Source organism: Lysinibacillus sp. NPDC056220, assembly GCF_049315265.1.
Taxonomy (GTDB): Bacteria; Bacillota; Bacilli; order Bacillales_A; family Planococcaceae; genus Lysinibacillus; species Lysinibacillus pinottii.
In genome coordinates, this window is record NZ_JBMOXD010000003.1 from 176,508 (window position 1) to 196,130 (window position 19,623).

The following is a 19,623-nucleotide window of genomic DNA, read 5'->3' on the forward strand; positions in this document are numbered from 1 at the left end:
TGTAGCTGAAGCCGAGGTTTATTTTCACTAAAAAACGGGTGCTGCTTATCATTAGCAACACCCGTTTTTGACTACTTATTTCACGTCTACTTGTTGTTCAGCATCCTCATGAGTCATCATATTTTCATGATTTGGTTGAACTCTCTTAATAAAGAATGCAAGAATGAGTGCGATTACCGCAATCAATGTTGAAATAAAGAAGGTATAATTAATACCATGAAGCATGGCTTCATTCATGATTTGTTGTTTTAGCTCAGCGGCACCCTGTGTAGATGTCTGTGCATTGGCACTCATATTATTCATAGCGCTAGCAGCTATTTCTTCTGCCTTGGCAGTTGTTTTATTGTTCATGACTGTAATCAATACAGCAGACCCAATAGCACCGGATACTTGCTGAAGTGTATTGTTCATTGCTGTTCCGTGTGGATTATTATACGCTGGTAGCTGATTCAGCCCATTAGTCATAACTGGCATCATGACCATTGACATCCCAAACATCCGTAATGTATACAGAAGAACAAGTGTCGAATAAGCCGTATCCATACTTATCTTACTAAAGTAATAGGATGTGACAATGGTGATGATTAAACCAAATACGGCTAAACTTCTTGCGCCATATTTATCAAAGAGCTTCCCGGTAATTGGAGACATGATTCCCATTACAATTGCACCTGGTAGCATTAATAAACCTGAATCCATTGGTGAAATGCCACGAATTGTTTGCACATAAATAGGCATTAAAATCATTGCAGAGAACATGGCCACCGCAATGACGATGGAAATTGCCGATGATAAGGCAAACATAGGATATTTGAAAATACGAAACTCAAGCATTGGTTCATCCATTCGAAGTTGACGAAGGACAAAGGTAATTAAAGCGATCGTCCCGATGATGATTGTTCCATAGACAAGTATGTCGTCCCAACCTTTTTCCCCTGCTGAACTAAAACCATACAGCAGGCCGCCGAATCCGATACTTGATAAAATGAGTGATATCACATCAAGCTTAATGGCACGTTGTGGTGTCACATCCTTCAATTTAAACGCTGCAAAAATTAATGTCAAAATGGCAATTGGCAGAACAAGATCGAATAACATTCTCCAGCTATAATGTTCAATGATCCAGCCGGAAAGTGTAGGTCCTATTGCGGGAGCAGTAATCATCACGAGACCAAACATCCCCATCGCTGCCCCTCTTTTTTCAACTGGAAATGCAGTAAGCATAACATTCATTAGTAAAGGCATCATTATGGCTGAGCCTGCAGCTTGTATCATACGGGCTGCTAATAATACACCAAATGCTGGTGCAATACTCGCTAGGAACGTACCTAGCGTAAATAAGGCCATGGCGGTAATAAATAGCTTTTTATCCGTAAAGCGTTGAATAAAGAACGCACTCGCAGGTATTAAAATACCGTTAATCAACATATAGCCCGTTGAAAGCCATTGTACGGCAGTGGCTTTTACGTCAAATTCCGTCATAATGGCTGGGAGGGCAATGTTTAATAATGTTTCATTCAAAATCGCTACAAATGCCCCAATAAATAAAATGGCAATCATGCCGTATGGCGTTTTTGTCTGGGCAGACATGGTATTCTCCGACATATAATATCAATCCTACTTTCTTTTATCTTTTTCATTTTCTTGAGAATTTCGATTATCTTTTTAGGTCTCGACTTCTTCGTCAATGAGCTGAGTAGGTTTTCCTCCCATCTGTTGTAGTGCCTTTGCTGATTTCATAGCAACCACTCCTTTAAAAATAAATAATAAAACTGTTGACGAAAGAATAGAGTATATTGTATAATTAAGATAGGGAAAGTGCGTGGTACTTTAATTATACAATGTCTATCTCTATAAATTTACCATAAACCATTGTTGATTTCAATGTGTTGTACATATATTTTTTTGTAAAAAGTCGATTCTTTTCTTACAGAGAATTGACTTTTTTTATTGTTGATTTCTTGATTAAGCCATCATTCGTTAATTCATAAATGGTTGATACAACTTCCTTTAAATATCGGCAGTCATGCGAAACACTAATAATGGTGCCACCATATTGGGCTAACGCATTACACAACAGTACAGGCGTTGTCAAAGGACTAAAATTTCATCTGCATCACCCCGACGTTTGATAAAATCAAAAAATGCTTCTGTTTATCAACAGAAGCATCTTGTGCAATAAAAATAGTTTCCCTATGTATCAATTAGCCCAGAGCTTTCAATCTGTGCACCATTTGATATTTTATGTCAATTGAGTGGCTGTTAATAGACCTTGCACAAGAAACCACCCGTGTTCCAGTCATCCTATAATGACCCCCCTGCATCTTGAAAAACCTTCGTAAAAAATTCCACATCTCCCCTTGTAAATATGTGTTCTAATATTATTTCACACCTACCTGTACTTCCACCATCATTCCCCTTAGCGAGTAAACAAGAATATTGAAACTAGGTATTTTCTCAATCTTTCTATAAAAGTAGCCACCTAGCGCGCTGATGGTATTGCGGAGCTAGGTGGCTAAGTGATGTTTTTAACTAGATTTAATTGAATATATAAGGGGTGCCTATATCCCTTCTATATTCTCGTGGGCATAAAAATATAATAAGTAGTGACTGCCTTGATTTTTTTCATCAGCAGCTAAAGCTAAAAATGAGACTGTTCGAACAGGTAAAGCTTTCAGACAACATTAACGATAGGTGTTGTGAATGTTATAACCTCTTTATTAAAAGTGGCTTTCTAGCATTTTTCCCTAAACCTTTGTGAAGCGCAAAACCTACTAGCATTAGTGATCTACCTCATCCCTAATGTCCTCGGCATTACAGTCAAGGTTCCTCTATCACCTTCCCTATTTACAGATTTCATTACTTGTGCGAATAATTGTGAATCGTTCCACACGTCCATGATTGTTGATAGCTTTGATGGATGTTGGTTATCCATGTTTCTATCATAAATACTTTCCCTACTTTTTTAACCATCCACATCATTGTTAATTTAACCATCCACTTGTCTATAATTAACAAAAATTCATCTTTTTCCATTTAGACAATGCAGTGCTTCTGCAAACCTTTTGATTCCTTCGTCTATTGACTCGGTATCTTCTCTGGCGTACGTAAAACGGACAAATCCCTTTTGTGATCCCATAGTAGAGCCAGGCACATAGATGACCCCACGTTGAATGGATTCTTCTAGTAATTGTGTTTCATTATAATCTTCTACCATTACTTGGCACCAAATATGAATGCCACCCTGTGGCGCGTAAAATGTCACCTCATCCTTTAAGTACGTATGGAGACTTTGGACAATAGTATCTCGGCGTCTTTCCAATTCCTTCACTAAATGCTCGATATGCAGGTTAAAATTGGAGGACTGTAAAAAATCATTCGCTATCCATTGTGTGAAGCTGGAATGGCCAAAGTCAATTTGTTGCTTGGCATCGGATAGTCTTTCAATAACGGATGTAGGACCAATAATCCAGCCGATTCGTAAACCTGAAGCTACGATTTTGGACAAGGAGCTAATGTATAATACATTTCCGTTTGTATCTAATGATTTTAAAGTTGGTCTTTTCTCACCTGAAAAGGCCGTTAAGCTATAGGGATCGTCTTCTACTACCGGAATCCCGAGCTTGGACGATATGTCTAGAATAGCCTCTCGTTTCTTTATATTTAACGAAGATCCAGTTGGATTATGAAAATCTGGGTTTAAAAATATCATTTTAATTCGATGTTTTTTATAAAGGGCTTGCAAATCATCGGGATTAATGCCATCCTTATGAACAGGAAGATAATGGATTTTTAATCCAGCCGATTTAAAAATAGGTAAATTAAAGTTATACGAAGGATCTTCAATCGCGACAGCATCTCCAGGCTTTAACAAGCATTGGACAATCAAATGTAATGCTTGTTGAGCTCCAGACGTAATGAGGATGGAAGAAGGATTTGTATCAATTCCTCTGCTAGTTTTTATATGGTTTGCTAGGGTCGTTCGTAAAATCTCACTTCCTTGAGGATGATCATATCCTAGACTACCAATGAAAGAGCGTGTTGCCGTAATCTCTCTTAATGCGCTTTTAGGAAAAAGATCCTCCGATAATTCTCCGGTTGCTAAATTGATGAGTTTATGATCCACTGCCTCTTTTCTTATTTTTTGCGTAACTGGTAGATTCGGTAAAAAGGAGCCTGCCTCAATATATCGATTCCAGCTCGGAATTCGCTTTCGTGTGATTCCCCAAATATCTTTGCTAATGGTCGTACCGCTTCCTCTATTGCGTTCAATGAGTCCCATTGCTTCTAATTCGTCATAGGCACTAACAACTGTACTTCTGTTTACTTGTAAAGTATTCGCTAAATATCGCTCTGATGGTAATGGTTTATCGGGCGGAAATGTTCCATCAGCAATCCCTTTTTCCATATATTCTGCGAGTTGTTTATAGATAGCTTTTTTTGCATGTCGATCTGGTTTCCAATTCATAGTTTTTCACCTCTATATTGCCTCTTATTTCTAGCTTTGTCTGAAAAGCTAAAAAGTCAATCATAATAGAATGTTAATGATTAATAACCATCCACTTCCTTATTACTTTCACCATCCACTTTTAATTATAACCCGTAGAATTCTACGAGAACCCTTATCTGACGCTTATTCCTCTCGATAATATTATACTAAAATTATTTTTGTTGTTTTAGAACGTTCTGTGTAATCTTGCAAAACACCTTGTCTTTCAAAATATGGACCACTATCATAAAAATCAATTGTGAATCAAAATCCATACAAGCCTATAGTAACCGATAGCACTTCAAAGAATCAGTTAAAGGGGTTTGTTTATGAAAAAAAGTTGGCTCAGATTAATTGGTCTTTTCACTATTGTCACTATGTTAACGGGCTGTGACCCGCTTTTAGTATTAGACCCAAAAGGTCCTCAAGCTCAAGTGCAAGCCAAAGATATTATGCTTTCGATAGGGATTATGTCCTTTATCGTGCTAGTCGTTTTTGTGATTTTAGCTTATATGTTAATGAAATTTCGCGCTTCCAAGCAAAGTCCCGACTATAAGCCTCCCCATATTAAGGGAAGTACAATGGTTGAAATAATTTGTGTAGGTATCCCTGTGTTAATTGTTGCGTACATGTCTATTATTTCAGTTCAAAGTAATTACAAGGTGGAGTCAACGCCGGAAAAATACAAAGATGAAAAGCCTTTAGTCGTTTATGCTGCAACATCTAACTGGAAATGGCATTTTAGTTATCCAGAAGAAGATATTGAAACCGTAAATTATTTGTATATTCCTGCAGAGCGTCCAATCGAATTTAAGCTTTATTCGTATGGACCGATTACTAGCTTCTGGATTCCACAACTTGGGGGTCAAAAATATGCGATGGCCGATATGGTGAATACCTTGCATTTGGCTGCGGATATGCCCGGAGAGTTTATGGGAAGAAATGCAAACTTTAATGGAAAAGGATTTGCGGAAAATACGTTTAATGTTACAGCGGTGACTCATGATGAATTTGATGAATGGGTCAAGGAAGTAAAGGAAACAGCAGATTTATTAACGGAGGAAAAGTTTAATACGTTACTACAACCAGGTCATGTGGGACAAGCCACATTCAATGGAACGCATTTAACGTTTCTACCAGCGCCTGAGGGTGAAAATGGCGGACATCAGCATGGCTCTTCCCACGTAAAAGATCATGCCACTCCATAAATTAATGATGAATTTCTCAAACGAAACTAGTTTACGATAAGGTTTATGTCGAAAGGAGACCTAGTCAGATGGATTACTTTGAACGTTTTGCTATACCCCATCCAAGCCCAGCTATTTATGCATCTATGGTCGCTATTGGTCTAACGGTTATAGCGATTATTGTAGGATTAACTTATTTTAAAAAGTGGAGTTATCTTTGGCGGGAATGGTTAACAACAGTGGATCATAAACGCATTGGTATTATGTATTTAATTTCAGCCATTCTTATGCTATTCCGTGGTGGTGCGGATGCTATTATGATGCGAGCGCAAATGGCAGTACCTGATAATAAATTACTAGATGCCCAGCATTATAATGAAATATTTACAACACACGGAACAGTCATGATTATCTTTATGGCGATGCCGTTTATTATGGCCTTTATGAATTACATTGTGCCGCTTCAAATCGGCGCAAGAGACGTGGCCTTCCCACGTTTGAATGCATTAAGCTTTTGGCTATTTTTCATGGGAGCTATGCTATTAAATATTTCCTTTGTTATTGGGGGTTCACCTGATGCTGGCTGGACGAATTATTTCCCTCTTGCTAATAATGAATTTAGTCAATCTGTAGGGGTCAACTATTACTTGTTTGCTCTACAAATTTCAGGGTTAGGTACATTAATTACTGGTATTAATATGATTGTTACCATTCTCAAAATGCGTGCTCCAGGAATGACATTAATGAAAATGCCTATGTTTACGTGGTCTTCATTAGTCGCAAACGTTATTATTGTTTTTGCCTTTCCTGTATTAACGGTAGCACTTGTCATGGGAACATTCGACCGCCTATTTGCTACGAATTTCTTCACAACATCCAATGGTGGTATGGATATGCTATGGGCGAATTTCTTTTGGGTCTGGGGACATCCTGAGGTTTATATTCTCATATTACCTGCCTTTGGGCTTTACAGTGAAATTATTTCGACCTTCTCGGGACGCAATCTCTATGGCTATAAATCGATGGTCGGCTCCATGGTGATTATCTCCTTCCTATCGTTTTTAGTATGGACCCATCATTTCTTTACAATGGGGCAAGGTGCTTTAACAAATAGTATTTTTTCAATAACAACGATGGCGATTGCTGTGCCCACTGGGGTGAAGATTTTTAACTGGTTATTCACCCTGTGGAAAGGAAAAATTGTCTTTACAACGCCGATGCTGTATGCCATGTTGTTTATCCCTACTTTTACAATTGGTGGCGTAACAGGGGTAATGCTAGGTATGTCAGCAGCTGATTACCAGTACCATAATACGATGTTTTTAGTAGCTCACTTTCACATGGTCATTATTCCTGGTGTTGTATTTGCCATGCTAGCAGGATTACATTACTATTGGCCAAAAATGTTTGGCTTTATGTTAAATGAAAAAATCGGCAAAGTGACGGCTTGGATTATTGCACTTAGCACCTTACTTGCCTTTATGCCGATGTTCTTCTCTGGCTTAGATGGACAAGCACGCCGCATGTATACTTACTCAGCTTCCACAGGTTTTGGTATGTGGAATATGGTTTCCTTTGTCGGCGCTATTGGTCTTACGATTGGCTTTATGTTAATTGTATACAACGTTTATTACAGCATTCGTTATGCACCAAGAAACATTGGCTCAGACCCATGGGACGCACGTACATTAGAATGGGCTACACCAAATCCAGTGCCGTACTATAATTTTGCAAAAGTACCGCATGTCATTTCAACTGAGGCATTATGGGATGCAAAATATCGCCAGCATGATTTGTTCCCAGAAAAATACGAAAACATTCATATGCCAAATAACAGTGGGATACCATTCATTCTAGGCTGTATATTCTTTGCTTGGGGCTTCTCATTTGTATTTGGTATGTGGATTCCAACTATTGTTACAACTATCGGTATTTTTATTTGCATGGCTCATCGTTCATTGGAAAAAGACACTGGACACTATGTACCTGTCGAAAAAGTGAAAGAAACGGAATCAAAATTGCGAGGTAGTCAATCATGAAAATCGATCAATCACTCCCTTTAGAATATAGTACACAGCAAAATCAATTGAATATACTAGGCTTTTGGGTTTTTATCGGCGCTGAAATCATGCTCTTTGGAACGCTGTTCGCAGCATATTTTGTGTTAGTGGATCGCACCGGAACTGGCCCTACTGGAGCAGATATTTTTGAAATTACACCTGTTTTATTTGAAACATTTATTCTTCTCACTAGTAGCTTTACGATTGGTCTAGGCATACACGCTATGCGCAAAGGCTATATGAAAGCGATGATTACGTTCTATGTGTTGACGCTATTGCTAGGCGTAGCATTTATTGGATTTGAGGTTTATGAGTTTATTCATTATGTGCATGTTGGTGCAGGCTTACAAACGAGCGCCTTTACAGCTACCCTTTTGACAACATTAGGGACACATGGTGCCCATGTCACATTTGGTGTGTTTTGGGGGATGTTTATTGTCTACCAATTAATTACGCGTGGATTAACGCCTGAAACAGCCAATAAATCTTTCATCTTCTCCTTATACTGGCACTTTTTAGATGTGGTTTGGATTTTTATCTTCAGCTTCATTTACTTGAAAGGAATGGTGTGAAATGAGTGATTTATTCCCACTAAAACAGGTGATGGGATTTGCCTTGTCGATAATCCTTACCATCATTGCAGCGTGTGTCTATTTTTTTCAAATAGCAATGCCTATTACGATGACAATACTTTTAGTCACAGCATTTATTCAGGCAGGCTTACAGTTAGTTGTCTTTATGCATGCTGGTGAAACGAATGATAAACCCGCCATCTATACCAATATTTATTATGGGTTAGTCATAGCGCTCGTTACCATTTTTGGAACATTACTATGTATGATTTGGGGTTATATTTAATAATACAACGGTGAAAAATCGTCCTTACTTGAACTTAGTAAGGACGATTTTTACGTGAAAATACCGATGTTTGTTTTGAATGAGAGCAAATCTTTCTTTAAAAGATTCAATCTATTTTACTTTGTAACCCTTACCATTCATCCGTGCCTAATTTTTAGGGGACAATCACGGAGTTGTATACGTTAATGACAGCATTAAATGTATTTTTTCATCTGAGTGATTAATATACGTGTGAAGTTCTTCACCCTTGAACTTAATGACATCCCATTGATTTAACAGATGGGTTTTCTCTCCGACCTTCAGCTCCAATTGCCCATTCAACACAAGCACAACTTCCTCAGAGCCTGCTAAGTGACACTCACTATATTCACTATTAGGATCAAGACGACCTCTATACCATTCAGTTCCATTTGTTTTGAATAAAGGCTCGACAAACCAGTCGTTATTGTGACCTGCAAATTGATATTCCGATCCAAAACGGTGAACCTCTACATTTTCTTCAAAGGATAATAAAGAAATTAATGGAATATGAAGCCCTCTACATATTTTCCAAAGGATATTAACAGTTGGATTTGTTTCCCCCCGTTCAATTTTCCCTAATGTTAGCTTACTGACATTACTAACACTCGCGAGCTCTTCGAGACTCATCCTTTTATTTTTTCGAATCTCTCTTAAGTTCATACCTACTTGACTAGATAAATCCATATGCTCCTCCTGCAATAGATGGCACCCCTTCCATTGACTTTGCACCAATAGTATACTATATTATACAAGTCGGTTAATCATAGTTTATTTTTTAAACAAAAAGTTAACTATAGTATATCAAATAATAACTAAAAGAGGTGTTTTCAGTGATGGCGAAATCAAAAAACTTCCCGATTATTTGGAGCGTTTTTTCTTTGTTTATACTTTCCATGAATCTACGAGCTTCGATAACATCTATCTCGCCAGTATTGAAAAATATTCAAGTAGACTTGCAGATGACAAGTGTTGTAGTAAGTTTATTAACGGCACTACCCGTATTTTGTATGGGGATTTTTGCGCCATTGGCTGGCAAGCTAAGTGAACGATGGGGTATTGAGTGGACGATTGGTGGATCCGTTCTATTAATCGGTATATCAACTGCTTTACGGTTAGTGGCAACTTTCCCCTTCCTTTTATTATTAACTGCTATTCTTAGTGGGATAGGGATTGCCATAACAGGTCCACTGATTTCAGGCTATATCAAAAAGGAATTTCCTAAATATTCTTCTACTATGATTGGTGTATATTCTGCGGGTATGGGAATTGGAGCCTCTTTAAGTGCTGGTTTAGTTGTTCCTGCTATGCATGCATTTCATCAATCTTGGAACGCAGCTTTAGCGATATGGTCGGTATTCGCTCTTATAGGTATCATTGTTTGGATTCCTATCATTAAAAAATCAAAGCCATCTCAAGAGTCATTTGAGAAAACTGCAAATCAAAAAAGTCGGTTACCTTGGGGAAACCGATATGTTTGGCTCCTTATGATTATGTTCGGTTTCCAATCAGGTGTTTATTATTCCCTCGCGACATGGCTCGCTCCAAAAGTACAGGATATGGGATATAGTGACGCCTACGCTGCAACGACCGTCACTATTTTTTCTGTCATGCAGATGGTTTGCAGCTTTATCATTCCCATCTTAATAAATAATAGTTCCAAGAGAAAGCCTTGGATGCTACTTTGTGCTTCAAGCTCCTTTATCGGCATTTTCATGTTAATTATGGGTGGAATCTCCCCTATTTTCTGTGCGACATTAACAGGGATTGGTGCTGGTGGTTTATTCCCATTAGCAATGATTTTACCTTTAGATGCAACGACTACACCAAAAGAGGCAAGTGAATGGACAGCAATGATTCAATTCGGTGGCTATATCATTAGTGGTATCATACCAATGCTTGTTGGGATTATCAAAGATATGACAAATACATTTGACGTTGCCCTTTTCACCTTATTAATTATTATCATCGTTATCATGGGGCTGACGTTAAAGGTTAAAACAAAGAAGGAATCAGCTACTATTCGCGTTCTTCCTAGTAGATGAAGGACGGCACCGCGTTTTTGACTGTAGGTAAACTATTTTGGAGAGTTCAGATACTAAAATAGTTCGCCTCTTGTTTTATTGTATATTTATACAACAACGTTTTTACGTAGTTTTTTCTATGCTACAATTCACTATAAATGAGGAAGGAAGATGTCTAATGAACGTAACCGTTTATGTTGCAAGTGCATTTAGCAAGGATCATCAAGGCGGAAATAAAGCAGGAGTAGTATTTGATGAGAATACATTGACCACTACTCAAAAAATGGAAATAGCCAAACAGCTGGGCTATGCGGAAACCGCATTTATATCAAAATCTGAAATGGCTGATTATAAATTTGAGTATTTTACACCAAAAGAAGAAGTTGATTTATGTGGTCATGCTACAATTGGCTCTTTCACGATACTGATGCATTTACACAAACTTTTCAGGGATTGCTATACAATTGAAACGAACAGCGGTGTTCTTACTATTACGATAAAAGATGACATCATTTTCATGGAACAAAACAAACCGATATTCTATGATGTTATATCTTCAAACGAATTCATCAACTGTTTTGATAGTAAAGCTATAGACAATAAATACCCCATTCAAATTGTCTCGACAGGCTTAAAAGATATTTTAATTCCTATAACCAATGAAACACAATTATATGCACTGCAACCTAATTTTGAAAAAATTAAAGAAATGAGCCAGTATTATAATGTTGTTGGGATGCATCTATATACTTTTAATGACAATCGTATTATATGCAGAAATTTTGCTCCCCTATACGACATTAATGAAGAAGCAGCAACTGGAACTTCTAATGGTGCATTAGCTTGCTACCTTTATGAACAGCATCACCTGCAAAAAGAAGTCTATGTATTTGAACAAGGCTATTCTTTACACTCGCCTTCTGAAATTTTAGTTAAATTAGCAACCAATAGCAAGAATGAAATAGAAAAAGTTTATGTTGGCGGCAAAGGGTATTACTGTGAAACTAAGTCTTTAAATATAGAAAAAGGTTAAGAATATCATTTCTCAACCTTAGACTGTAGATTTTCTACGTTTTAATTCCAAACATTGTATTAATTGAACAAGATGTTTGTCTTCTGTCTGAACACGGTTTAGGAATATGCCTAAACCGTGTTTTCATATATTCACTACCTATGATTATTACTCGCTTGTAAAATCTATAGTAAACGTTATTTTTCCATTTGATAGTGCGGACTCCGTTACAAAGTCTAACTGTTCGGCAAGACTTTTCACTGTAGCGAGACCAAGCCCTGTTCCAGAGAAATGTTTATTTCGAGAGCTTTCCCCTACATAAAACGGTTGCCATATTTTAGAAATATCCTGAAGCGTTGTATGATTACTTACTTTCAATATACCCGAATGAAAGGTAATCATTATTTCATTGCCCGAGGTGTATTTTAGTGCATTGCTAACCAAATTTTCTACAATATAATAGACTTTTTCCTGCTCACTATTCAGCATAAAGGTAGTTACGTCAGATTGAAGAACTATCTGCTTATCCCCCTTCAAAGGCTGATAGCTTTGGATGATTTCTTGTAGTAGCTGGAAAAAGTCAAAATGTGATACATTCATAGCATTTTCTTCTGTTCGAGCATAATAAAGCATATCTGTAATGATTTTCTCCATACGATCCACTTGCTGATGAATAACAGTTAAATAGGTGCCATCATCCAACCCATCTTCAATCCCACTTGAGTAAACATTAATGAGGGCGAGAGGCGTTTTCAACTCATGTGTTAAGCCCATCATAAATTGCTTTAAATCTAGATTTCGTTGGGTTAATAATTGCTGTGCTGATTCAAGGGTTAAACTCATTTTATTAATACTTTTTGCTAATTCTTCGATTTCATCACCCGTTTGAATGGTCGTCTGTTGAAAATTCAGTTCCCCAATTTCCTTTGCTACTTGTTGCAATTCATTTAATGGATTGGTTATTTTTCGAGATAGGAGCCCCGTAACTATAATAATGATTAAAATGCTTACTATTAGAAAGGCTAAATTAAAACGATTAATAAAAGAGGCTATATCTGTAAAACGTGCCATAGTGGCTCCAATCATCACAAGCTGATCCTCTTCTTTCGCATAATGCACAATAAAGCTAGACTTTTGCTTCCCCTGATCATAGAGCTTTCCTACAACTTTATCTTCCGAGATAGTTTGAAGTACTTCCTCGGAAACCCAAAATTTATTTAGAGCTATATGCTTTCTCGCCAGTTGAAGTCTTAAATTTTCATTCAGATCATTGAGGGAATCCTCCAATGGAACTGCTATAATCGTGACATCAAATTGACGCTCCACCAACTCTACATCCTCTAAAACTTGATAAGTCTCAAAGGCTTCTGATACTTTTTTATTCAGCTGATAAAGATAAAATTTAGGGAGAAAAAACTGGCTTACACCAAGGGATATAGAAAATGTAAGTATGACTACTAAAGTAATATAAATGGTTAATTTTGTGCCGATTTTCTGTTTCATTCGCTTGTACTATACCCAATACCTCTATGTGTTTGGATAATGTTCTCCCCTATTTTTTCTCGCAATCGTCGTATATGTGTGTCCACTGTTCGAGCATCTCCCATATAGTCCAATCCCCACACTAAATCCAGGAGCTGATCTCTCGTCAAGATTTGTCTCCGATTTTGGCTAAAAATTCGTAACAGCTCAAATTCCGTTTTCGTTAACTCTATTTCTATCCCTGCTCGCCAAACACGTTTACTTGTCACATCGAAGGACACATTCTGTAGCTGTTGTATAGCTTCGATTTGCAGTAATTTTTTCGCCCTCATAATGAGTACCTTAGGATAAAAGGGTTTATTGACATAATCGTCAGCCCCCTCTGCTAACGCTTGAAATTCATCCTCACCAGTGTCTCTTGCTGTTAGCAGTAAGACCTTTATCTTTTGTGTTTGTTTCATTTCACGACAGACCATCAACCCATCTTTTTTAGGCATCATCCAATCTAAAATGGCCAAATCAATTTTTTCTTGATAAAAAATGGCAAGTGCTTCCTCTCCATTTGTTGCGGTAAAGACCGTGAACCCCTCTCTTTGAAAATAGTTTTGTAAAATCTTTAACATAGCTAATTCATCATCTGCAATGAGTATATTCATTTTATGAAACTCCTAATGATCATATTTTTCCAGATTATATTGTTCGATAATAGCCATTAATTTTTCGGGATATAAAGGATCCGTCGAATAATTGCTTTTTTTCAAGGCATAGGCAGCTTCTTGATAGGTTGACGCTGCCAAAACCTCTTCGTATTGATGTGCATTCCAACTGGTACCCTCTAATAATAGCTGACGATGGTCCTTTAATGCACTATTCCAATCGGGGTAAGCTCGAAATTCTGCTTCCGTTGTATAGCTTTTATTATGTTCATATTCAACTGTCGGCATTTTAACGGATTTACCATGATACCTGCCCTTCATCCCAAACAAGTTATTTGCGTTAACAGCTAATTCACTTTTACCATAATTCGATTCCAATATAGCCTGTGCAATAATTATGCTTGGCAATATTTCTTGACCTTGCTGATTTAATGTCACCGCTATTGGTGCGATTTCATCAATAAATGCTACTTCGTCGTTATGACCCTGTCCAAATAGCTTGGCCATGTATAGGGCTAAAATAACTGTAAGTAATAGCATGCTGATTTTTTTCATTGTGTTTTACCTCATTTCCATTAAGCTGATGGTTGTATCGTAAAACAGCAATGTTACAGTTATTTGACAAAACATGAAAAGTGGCAAAAAAAGCCCGCACTTTTTAAAGTACGAGCTTTTGTATAGAGTCCATCCTATTGCAATTAACAATGCGATGTGAAAGGGAACATAAAATTCCCTTGCACAAACGTTTTTTTCGAAAGCACGAATAAAGCGTCGTCATCATTTGGCAGGATGGTTGCATTCATGCCTTCCATCATAAACTCTGGTGTAAAATGAAACACTACTTTTTTGGTTGTTTTCTTGACAATACTTGCTAGCAAATCCTCTACATTGATAGCATGCAAAGAGATGATATCATAAATATTTAGTACCCCTTCTTCTTCCTCCATTAATACTATTGTTTCTGATTCTTCTAAATAGTAAATAGCATGCGGGAAAACTAACGTAAAATAAAACATTAATAAGCTTTCATTTTGCTCCACAGCAATCACACTTGAATGGGTATAACGATTTTTCGCATAAGCTTCAAGAAGGGCTAGATTTTGATCAATGGTCAGCAGTTGGACGCTAGTCTGCTTTCGTTGTATAGGTCTTGTAGTAAGGTCTAAGCTGAATTCACTTTCATGGATACGCGTAAAGCCAAACTTTGGATAAAAATCGAGTACTGTTTCATTGGCAAAGAGATACATGAAATCACAGGCTTCTTCGTACTCCTTCATGATATGTAGCATCAATTGCTTTGCCAAACCTTGATGACGATGATGTTCATCGGTCATCACCGTCCCAATCTGAATTCCCTTTAATTGCTCGCCATTTATGCAAATCGACATTTTGTAAACAGAAGCATTGGCGATCACTTTTCCTTCATGTATAAATGAATAAGGAATATATTGGTCATTCCAATACCCTCTGTTATACCAGCCTCGAAAATCCAAACCAAATGTTTTTATGGCTAAATCATTAAAACTATCCTTTAATCGATCATCATGACGATAATCACACACCAATTCGTACTTCTTCATGTTTTTCCCTCCGATTATATATAGGAATACATCTTTATTAGTGGAATCCTCACCTCCTAAAAACAGAAAAAGACCCTATGAGAAAACCTCATAAAGTCCTTTGTTGATACACAGAAAACAATGCTCACCACTTTAGTGGCTACTTAAGTATCTGTTTATTTGAATCAGACAAGATTATGCTTCTCTTCGTTATCGCAAAAGGGCCATACTAAATAAATCTATAATTTTCTAACATTATAGAATAGCCCTTCTATTAAATTCATAGGAATTTAAATCGCGATAATAAGTTTTAGCATAAATGTCTAATTTCCCTTCTGTTTTTAAGAATACTCTAATCTTACCACTTTCTGCTAAATGCTGTCTAGATGAATTCCCTGATGTATCGACCATGTTAGTTAGACTGAAAAAGAATAGTATAAGTATAGAATATCCTGCAAATGTTCAATCTATAAAGAAGTTAACCATGAAGGGAGCCTACAATTCAGCATGAAATTTAAACTAGCTTTCAACAAAAAACAACTACCATCCGTTGAACAGCCACCAAAAGAAAATCTTGTAAGGGTCGCCCCGACAACTGATCATTTTATTCAGTCGATTCAAAATGCAACGAATAACCCAGCTGATTTAATAATGAAGGCCATCCCACATAATATTACGCTTATTTATATAGATAATTTAGTCGATAATCAGACATTGAACAATGACATTATTGCAAATTTGCTCAATAATCCTCAAGAAACACTAGAAGGCATTGAGGCAAGTCTTTCTATCCCCGAAATTGTAAAATCCAATCTACTACAGGAAACAGTAGAATCGATGGTCAATGGATCTGTCGTTATTCATATAGACGGCTGCTCCCAAGTTCTTATTGGCAATATCGCTACGCGAGAATCCCGATCATTATCGGCACCAGAAAATGAATCACAGGTCATTGGAACACAGGTTGGGTTTAATGAAAGCTTAACTACAAATATTTCTTTAATCCGTCGCTACATAGTAAGTCCTAACCTTTGTAATGAAAAACTGAAAATCGGCACGCGTACCAATACCTCTGTCTCACTGCTATATATGAATGGCATTGCTAATGTGCAAATGGTCCATACAATGCGCCAACGAATAACGGATTTATATGTCGATGAGCTACTTGATAGTGCCGTTTTGGCAGAAATGATTGATGATAATTCATTGTCAGTATTCCCTCAAATGCTGCTAACGGAAAGGCCAGATAGATTTTGTGATGCGTTATTAGATGGAAAAATAGGTGTTTTAGTTGATGGTAGCTCGATGGCTATTATTTGCCCGCAAGCCTTTACGGAATTTTTTCAAAGCCAGGAAGATCAAAACTTAAGATGGCAAATTGCTACCTTTCTTCGTTTATTACGACTATCTGCCTTCTTTTTATCCGTCTATTTAACACCCTTTTACGTGGCCGCTTTAACCTTTCATTACGAGGTCATTCCACAAGCCTTTTTAGTGCCATTAAGTGAGTCCAGAGCCTTAGTTCCTTTCCCACCTATATTCGAAGCGTTATTATTAGAGTTTATTATTGAATTACTACGAGAAGCTGGGGCAAGACTACCAACAAAAATTGGACAAACCATCGGTATCGTTGGCGGTATCGTAATAGGTACAGCAGCCGTACAGGCAGGTATTACGAGTAATATTTTATTGATTATCATTGCTTTAAGTGCTCTCGCTTCCTTCACTTCTCCGAGTTATATGATGGGCAACGTGATTCGTTTGATTCGTTTCCCCATCATTATCCTTGCAGGCTTTTGGGGTTTTTATGGCATTATGCTAGCTTTTTGTTTTATTCTTATTCATCTTTTACGTCAATCAAGTTTGGGTGCTCCGTATTTGTCTCCTTTCTATCCACCAAGGTTGAAAGAAATGCGGGATAGTATTATCAGAATGCCTATTCCTTATACAGCGAAAAGACCTGCGTTAACAAGACCAAAAGACACCAATAAATTCGAGCCTGAGCCAATAAAACCGGAAAAAAGTTGAACTGAAGGTGAAATAAATGAACAATCCTACACAACTTAACCCAAAAGAGATGATTAACGCTTATTTGCTCTTTTTTGTCGTGCACAGCGCTCAAATTGGGGTCGGTATACAGGGATTTCAACGCATTATCTATCAAGATGCAAGGCAGGATGCATGGATTTCAGTTCTGATAGCAGGCATTGCCACCCATATAGTCACATTTTGCATGATTAAAACATTAGACATATACGGCTCCCATGATTTATATGGCATCCAACAAGATATTTTTGGAAAATGGATGGGCAATTTTTTAAATGCGTTGTATGTTACTTATTGCTCTGTCGCCTTTTTTTCTGTTTTGCGAAATTATATTGAAGTGATTCACGCATGGATTTTCCCTAGTATTGGGACATGGTTTCTGTCCGCTACGTTATTAGTCATTATTATTTATGCCTTTACAGGTGGGCTTCGAGTAATAGTCGGTGTATCCTTTTTCAGTATCATACTTTCCTTATGGATACTACCCATGCTAGCTTTTCCAATAAAGTATGCCTCAGCGGAAAGTTTATTTCCTATTTTAGAAAACGACATTCGCTCCATTTTAAAGGGCGCCCATTCCATGACCTTTACCATTATCGGCTTCGAAATCTTAAATGTTATTTATCCCTTTGTAAAAGACAAAAAAAATATTCGCAAGCCCGTTCATTTAGGATTATTGTTTACGACATTGATTTATCTAGTAGTCATGATGGTGTCCATTGCTTATTACAGTGAGGGAAAATTACTAAAAACCATTTGGGCAACATTGACATTGTTTAGCTTTATCAGCTTCCCTTTTATAGAACGTTTTGAATTTATAGCCGTTTGTTTTTGGATGCTCATTATTATACCGAATTTATGTCTGTATTTATGGGCCGCATATCGCGGAGCCATTCGATTAGTCAAAATACGCGCCACGACATTTGTTTGGCTTTTTTCCTTCATCGTTTTCATTTTCACAATGATCATTCAAACCCGTACAGAAATCAATACGATTAACACCTTATTTGGCAATATAGCATTTTATGTTATTTTTATTTACCCTATTTTATTATGGATCTTGGCTATATTAAAAAAGAAGGTTTCATCAAAGAAGGTGACCAAAAATGAACAAGCTTAGATGCTCTTTTATTGTGCTGCTCTCATTGGTTTTTTTATATGGATGTGCTCAAACCAATGTTTTAGATAAAGTAGGATTAACCACATTAGTTGGCTACGATGTAGGGACAGAAAGCAAAATGGCTGCTACAGCTGTTATTCGTGAAGTCAATCCAGAGTTCCAAAGTAAAGTGGAAATTTTGACAACAGAAAATGACACAAGTAAAGGGAATCGAATGGAAGCGAACAGAAAACTTTCAAAAAAAATAATGGTTGGTCAAATGAGGGTTATTTTGTTTGGTGAAGAATTGGCGAAAGAAGATTTACGTTATTATATTGATACTAGTCTAGAAAACGCCAGCGTCAGCAACGGTATTTATATGGCCGTAGTGGAAGGTAAAGCAGCCCCATTTTTGAAATACGAATACCAAAATATTGAGGATATTGGTCAGCATGTTTTCAGATTAATCGAGCAAAATGTGAAACAGGAATATATGATTTCGGCGACTCTTCACCAGATTGCTCATGATTATTATTCCATTGGACAGGATTTAGCTATGCCTACCATCAAAAGAGATGGTGAATTTGTGGAGCTAAGTGGTGTAGCTCTCTTTAAAGGTGGCAAAATGGTTAGTACACTTCCTGCAAAGGATAGCTTTTATGTAAAAATTGTCAGAGATACGTTTAAAGTAGGTTTATATGAAACCATTTTGGAGCAAGAAGATATTCCTCCTAAATTACTCCATAAACCTGCGGATAAAATAACGGTCGCTTTCGACGCCATCCACTCGACAAGAGAGATGAAATTACTGGATGCAAAAACACCTGCGTTTGATTTAAACATTAAAATCAAATCAAGGGTATTAGAAGTATTTCCAGATATTAATCAGGGTGACCGAGACAGCGTGATTGCCCTTGAAAAAGCCATTGAAAAAAAATTGTCGAAGGAAATAGCAAGAGTCATTGCTCATAGTCAGAAAGTGGAATCCGATATTTTTGGCTTTGGTGAGAAATATAGAAGCGTTGTGAGATATTCCCATTTAACAAAGGACAAATGGCATGAAATGTATAAGGATATGAAAGTAAATGTAAATGTTGATTTTGTGGTATTAAGAGACGGTGTTTTTGAATAAT

The 19,623-nt window shown here is 37.2% G+C and carries 16 protein-coding genes; 9 read left to right on the forward strand and 7 right to left on the reverse strand.

The features are described from left to right. Positions 1–75: 75 nt before the first annotated feature. Both ACOZBY_RS10930 and ACOZBY_RS10935 read right to left on the reverse strand, forming a co-directional pair. Positions 76–1,605 (reverse strand): DHA2 family efflux MFS transporter permease subunit, encoded by a 1,530-nt coding sequence (locus ACOZBY_RS10930; protein WP_036161689.1) that lies wholly within the window; start codon positions 1,603–1,605, stop codon positions 76–78. A 1,417-nt stretch (positions 1,606–3,022) separates the two neighbouring features. Continuing rightward, positions 3,023–4,468, reverse strand: a complete 1,446-nt coding sequence (locus ACOZBY_RS10935) for a PLP-dependent aminotransferase family protein (RefSeq protein ID WP_197148614.1) — start codon at positions 4,466–4,468, stop codon at positions 3,023–3,025. A 350-nt stretch (positions 4,469–4,818) separates the two neighbouring features. Here ACOZBY_RS10935 and qoxA point away from each other — a divergent pair, with 350 nt between their 5' ends. From qoxA to qoxD, 4 genes are all read left to right on the forward strand, one after another. After that, the gene (gene qoxA / locus ACOZBY_RS10940) at positions 4,819–5,697 is read left to right on the forward strand and encodes a cytochrome aa3 quinol oxidase subunit II (protein WP_422762324.1); all 879 of its coding nucleotides are present in this window, start codon (positions 4,819–4,821) and stop codon (positions 5,695–5,697) included. A 68-nt stretch (positions 5,698–5,765) separates the two neighbouring features. Next, complete coding sequence (qoxB, locus tag ACOZBY_RS10945) at positions 5,766–7,715, forward strand: cytochrome aa3 quinol oxidase subunit I (protein WP_422762326.1); 1,950 nt, start codon at positions 5,766–5,768, stop codon at positions 7,713–7,715. After that, complete coding sequence (gene qoxC / locus ACOZBY_RS10950; RefSeq protein ID WP_012294499.1) at positions 7,712–8,308, forward strand: cytochrome aa3 quinol oxidase subunit III; 597 nt, start codon at positions 7,712–7,714, stop codon at positions 8,306–8,308. The genes qoxB and qoxC overlap by 4 nt, the downstream gene beginning before the upstream one ends. 1 nt (position 8,309) lies before the next feature. Then, a complete protein-coding gene (gene qoxD / locus ACOZBY_RS10955; protein WP_031415917.1) occupies positions 8,310–8,594 on the forward strand; it encodes a cytochrome aa3 quinol oxidase subunit IV in 285 nt (94 codons plus the stop codon). Between the two features lie 165 nt (positions 8,595–8,759). On the opposite strand, the gene ACOZBY_RS10960 is transcribed toward qoxD, so the two are convergent. Beyond that, on the reverse strand, positions 8,760–9,299 hold the full coding sequence (locus ACOZBY_RS10960) for a helix-turn-helix domain-containing protein (RefSeq protein WP_031415915.1): 540 nt from the start codon (positions 9,297–9,299) through the stop codon (positions 8,760–8,762). Between the two features lie 149 nt (positions 9,300–9,448). On the opposite strand from ACOZBY_RS10960, the gene ACOZBY_RS10965 reads away from it, so the two are divergent. Together ACOZBY_RS10965 and ACOZBY_RS10970 are read left to right on the forward strand one after the other, a co-directional pair. After that, positions 9,449–10,657 carry a CynX/NimT family MFS transporter gene (locus ACOZBY_RS10965; protein WP_031415913.1) on the forward strand — a complete coding sequence of 403 codons (1,209 nt, stop codon included), beginning with the start codon at positions 9,449–9,451 and terminating at the stop codon, positions 10,655–10,657. Between the two features lie 157 nt (positions 10,658–10,814). Continuing rightward, entirely contained in the window at positions 10,815–11,669 is an 855-nt protein-coding gene (locus tag ACOZBY_RS10970) for a PhzF family phenazine biosynthesis protein (protein WP_036161685.1), read from the forward strand. A gap of 147 nt (positions 11,670–11,816) precedes the next feature. Here the strand turns inward: ACOZBY_RS10970 and ACOZBY_RS10975 are convergent, their stop codons facing one another. The 4 genes from ACOZBY_RS10975 to ACOZBY_RS10990 form a co-directional block, all read right to left on the reverse strand. Then, complete coding sequence (locus ACOZBY_RS10975; protein ID WP_031415909.1) at positions 11,817–13,151, reverse strand: sensor histidine kinase; 1,335 nt, start codon at positions 13,149–13,151, stop codon at positions 11,817–11,819. Beyond that, complete coding sequence (locus ACOZBY_RS10980; RefSeq protein ID WP_012294492.1) at positions 13,148–13,786, reverse strand: response regulator transcription factor; 639 nt, start codon at positions 13,784–13,786, stop codon at positions 13,148–13,150. The genes ACOZBY_RS10975 and ACOZBY_RS10980 overlap by 4 nt, the downstream gene beginning before the upstream one ends. 12 nt (positions 13,787–13,798) lie before the next feature. Then, entirely contained in the window at positions 13,799–14,341 is a 543-nt protein-coding gene (locus ACOZBY_RS10985; RefSeq protein ID WP_036216250.1) for a glycoside hydrolase family 73 protein, read from the reverse strand. Between the two features lie 143 nt (positions 14,342–14,484). Next, the gene (locus tag ACOZBY_RS10990; protein ID WP_031415905.1) at positions 14,485–15,366 is read right to left on the reverse strand and encodes a GNAT family N-acetyltransferase; all 882 of its coding nucleotides are present in this window, start codon (positions 15,364–15,366) and stop codon (positions 14,485–14,487) included. Positions 15,367–15,852: 486 nt separating this feature from the next. Here ACOZBY_RS10990 and ACOZBY_RS10995 point away from each other — a divergent pair, with 486 nt between their 5' ends. The 3 genes from ACOZBY_RS10995 to ACOZBY_RS11005 are packed head-to-tail and all read left to right on the forward strand — an operon-like array spanning position 15,853 to position 19,622. Then, a complete protein-coding gene (locus ACOZBY_RS10995) occupies positions 15,853–17,373 on the forward strand; it encodes a spore germination protein (protein WP_012294488.1) in 1,521 nt (506 codons plus the stop codon). A 16-nt stretch (positions 17,374–17,389) separates the two neighbouring features. Next, positions 17,390–18,511 carry a GerAB/ArcD/ProY family transporter gene (locus tag ACOZBY_RS11000; protein ID WP_012294487.1) on the forward strand — a complete coding sequence of 374 codons (1,122 nt, stop codon included), beginning with the start codon at positions 17,390–17,392 and terminating at the stop codon, positions 18,509–18,511. Further along, positions 18,498–19,622, forward strand: coding sequence for a Ger(x)C family spore germination protein (locus ACOZBY_RS11005; protein ID WP_031415903.1), 1,125 nt, complete (start codon positions 18,498–18,500; stop codon positions 19,620–19,622). Before ACOZBY_RS11000 ends, ACOZBY_RS11005 begins: the two co-directional genes overlap by 14 nt. Position 19,623: the final 1 nt, after the last annotated feature.

Excerpts from the sequence above, each read along its gene's own strand:
- ACOZBY_RS10930 (WP_036161689.1), bottom strand. The coding sequence starts at position 1,605 with ATGTCGGAGAATACCATGTCTGCCCAGACAAAAACGCCATACGGCATG.
- ACOZBY_RS11000 (WP_012294487.1), top strand. The coding sequence starts at position 17,390 with ATGAACAATCCTACACAACTTAACCCAAAAGAGATGATTAACGCTTAT.
- qoxD (WP_031415917.1), top strand. The coding sequence starts at position 8,310 with ATGAGTGATTTATTCCCACTAAAACAGGTGATGGGATTTGCCTTGTCG.
- qoxC (WP_012294499.1), top strand. The coding sequence starts at position 7,712 with ATGAAAATCGATCAATCACTCCCTTTAGAATATAGTACACAGCAAAAT.
- qoxA (WP_422762324.1), top strand. The coding sequence starts at position 4,819 with ATGAAAAAAAGTTGGCTCAGATTAATTGGTCTTTTCACTATTGTCACT.
- ACOZBY_RS10995 (WP_012294488.1), top strand. The coding sequence starts at position 15,853 with ATGAAATTTAAACTAGCTTTCAACAAAAAACAACTACCATCCGTTGAA.
- ACOZBY_RS10975 (WP_031415909.1), bottom strand. The coding sequence starts at position 13,151 with ATGAAACAGAAAATCGGCACAAAATTAACCATTTATATTACTTTAGTA.
- ACOZBY_RS10970 (WP_036161685.1), top strand. The coding sequence starts at position 10,815 with ATGAACGTAACCGTTTATGTTGCAAGTGCATTTAGCAAGGATCATCAA.
- ACOZBY_RS10980 (WP_012294492.1), bottom strand. The coding sequence starts at position 13,786 with ATGAATATACTCATTGCAGATGATGAATTAGCTATGTTAAAGATTTTA.
- ACOZBY_RS10990 (WP_031415905.1), bottom strand. The coding sequence starts at position 15,366 with ATGAAGAAGTACGAATTGGTGTGTGATTATCGTCATGATGATCGATTA.
- ACOZBY_RS10960 (WP_031415915.1), bottom strand. The coding sequence starts at position 9,299 with ATGGATTTATCTAGTCAAGTAGGTATGAACTTAAGAGAGATTCGAAAA.
- ACOZBY_RS10935 (WP_197148614.1), bottom strand. The coding sequence starts at position 4,468 with ATGAATTGGAAACCAGATCGACATGCAAAAAAAGCTATCTATAAACAA.
- ACOZBY_RS11005 (WP_031415903.1), top strand. The coding sequence starts at position 18,498 with ATGAACAAGCTTAGATGCTCTTTTATTGTGCTGCTCTCATTGGTTTTT.
- qoxB (WP_422762326.1), top strand. The coding sequence starts at position 5,766 with ATGGATTACTTTGAACGTTTTGCTATACCCCATCCAAGCCCAGCTATT.
- ACOZBY_RS10985 (WP_036216250.1), bottom strand. The coding sequence starts at position 14,341 with ATGAAAAAAATCAGCATGCTATTACTTACAGTTATTTTAGCCCTATAC.
- ACOZBY_RS10965 (WP_031415913.1), top strand. The coding sequence starts at position 9,449 with ATGGCGAAATCAAAAAACTTCCCGATTATTTGGAGCGTTTTTTCTTTG.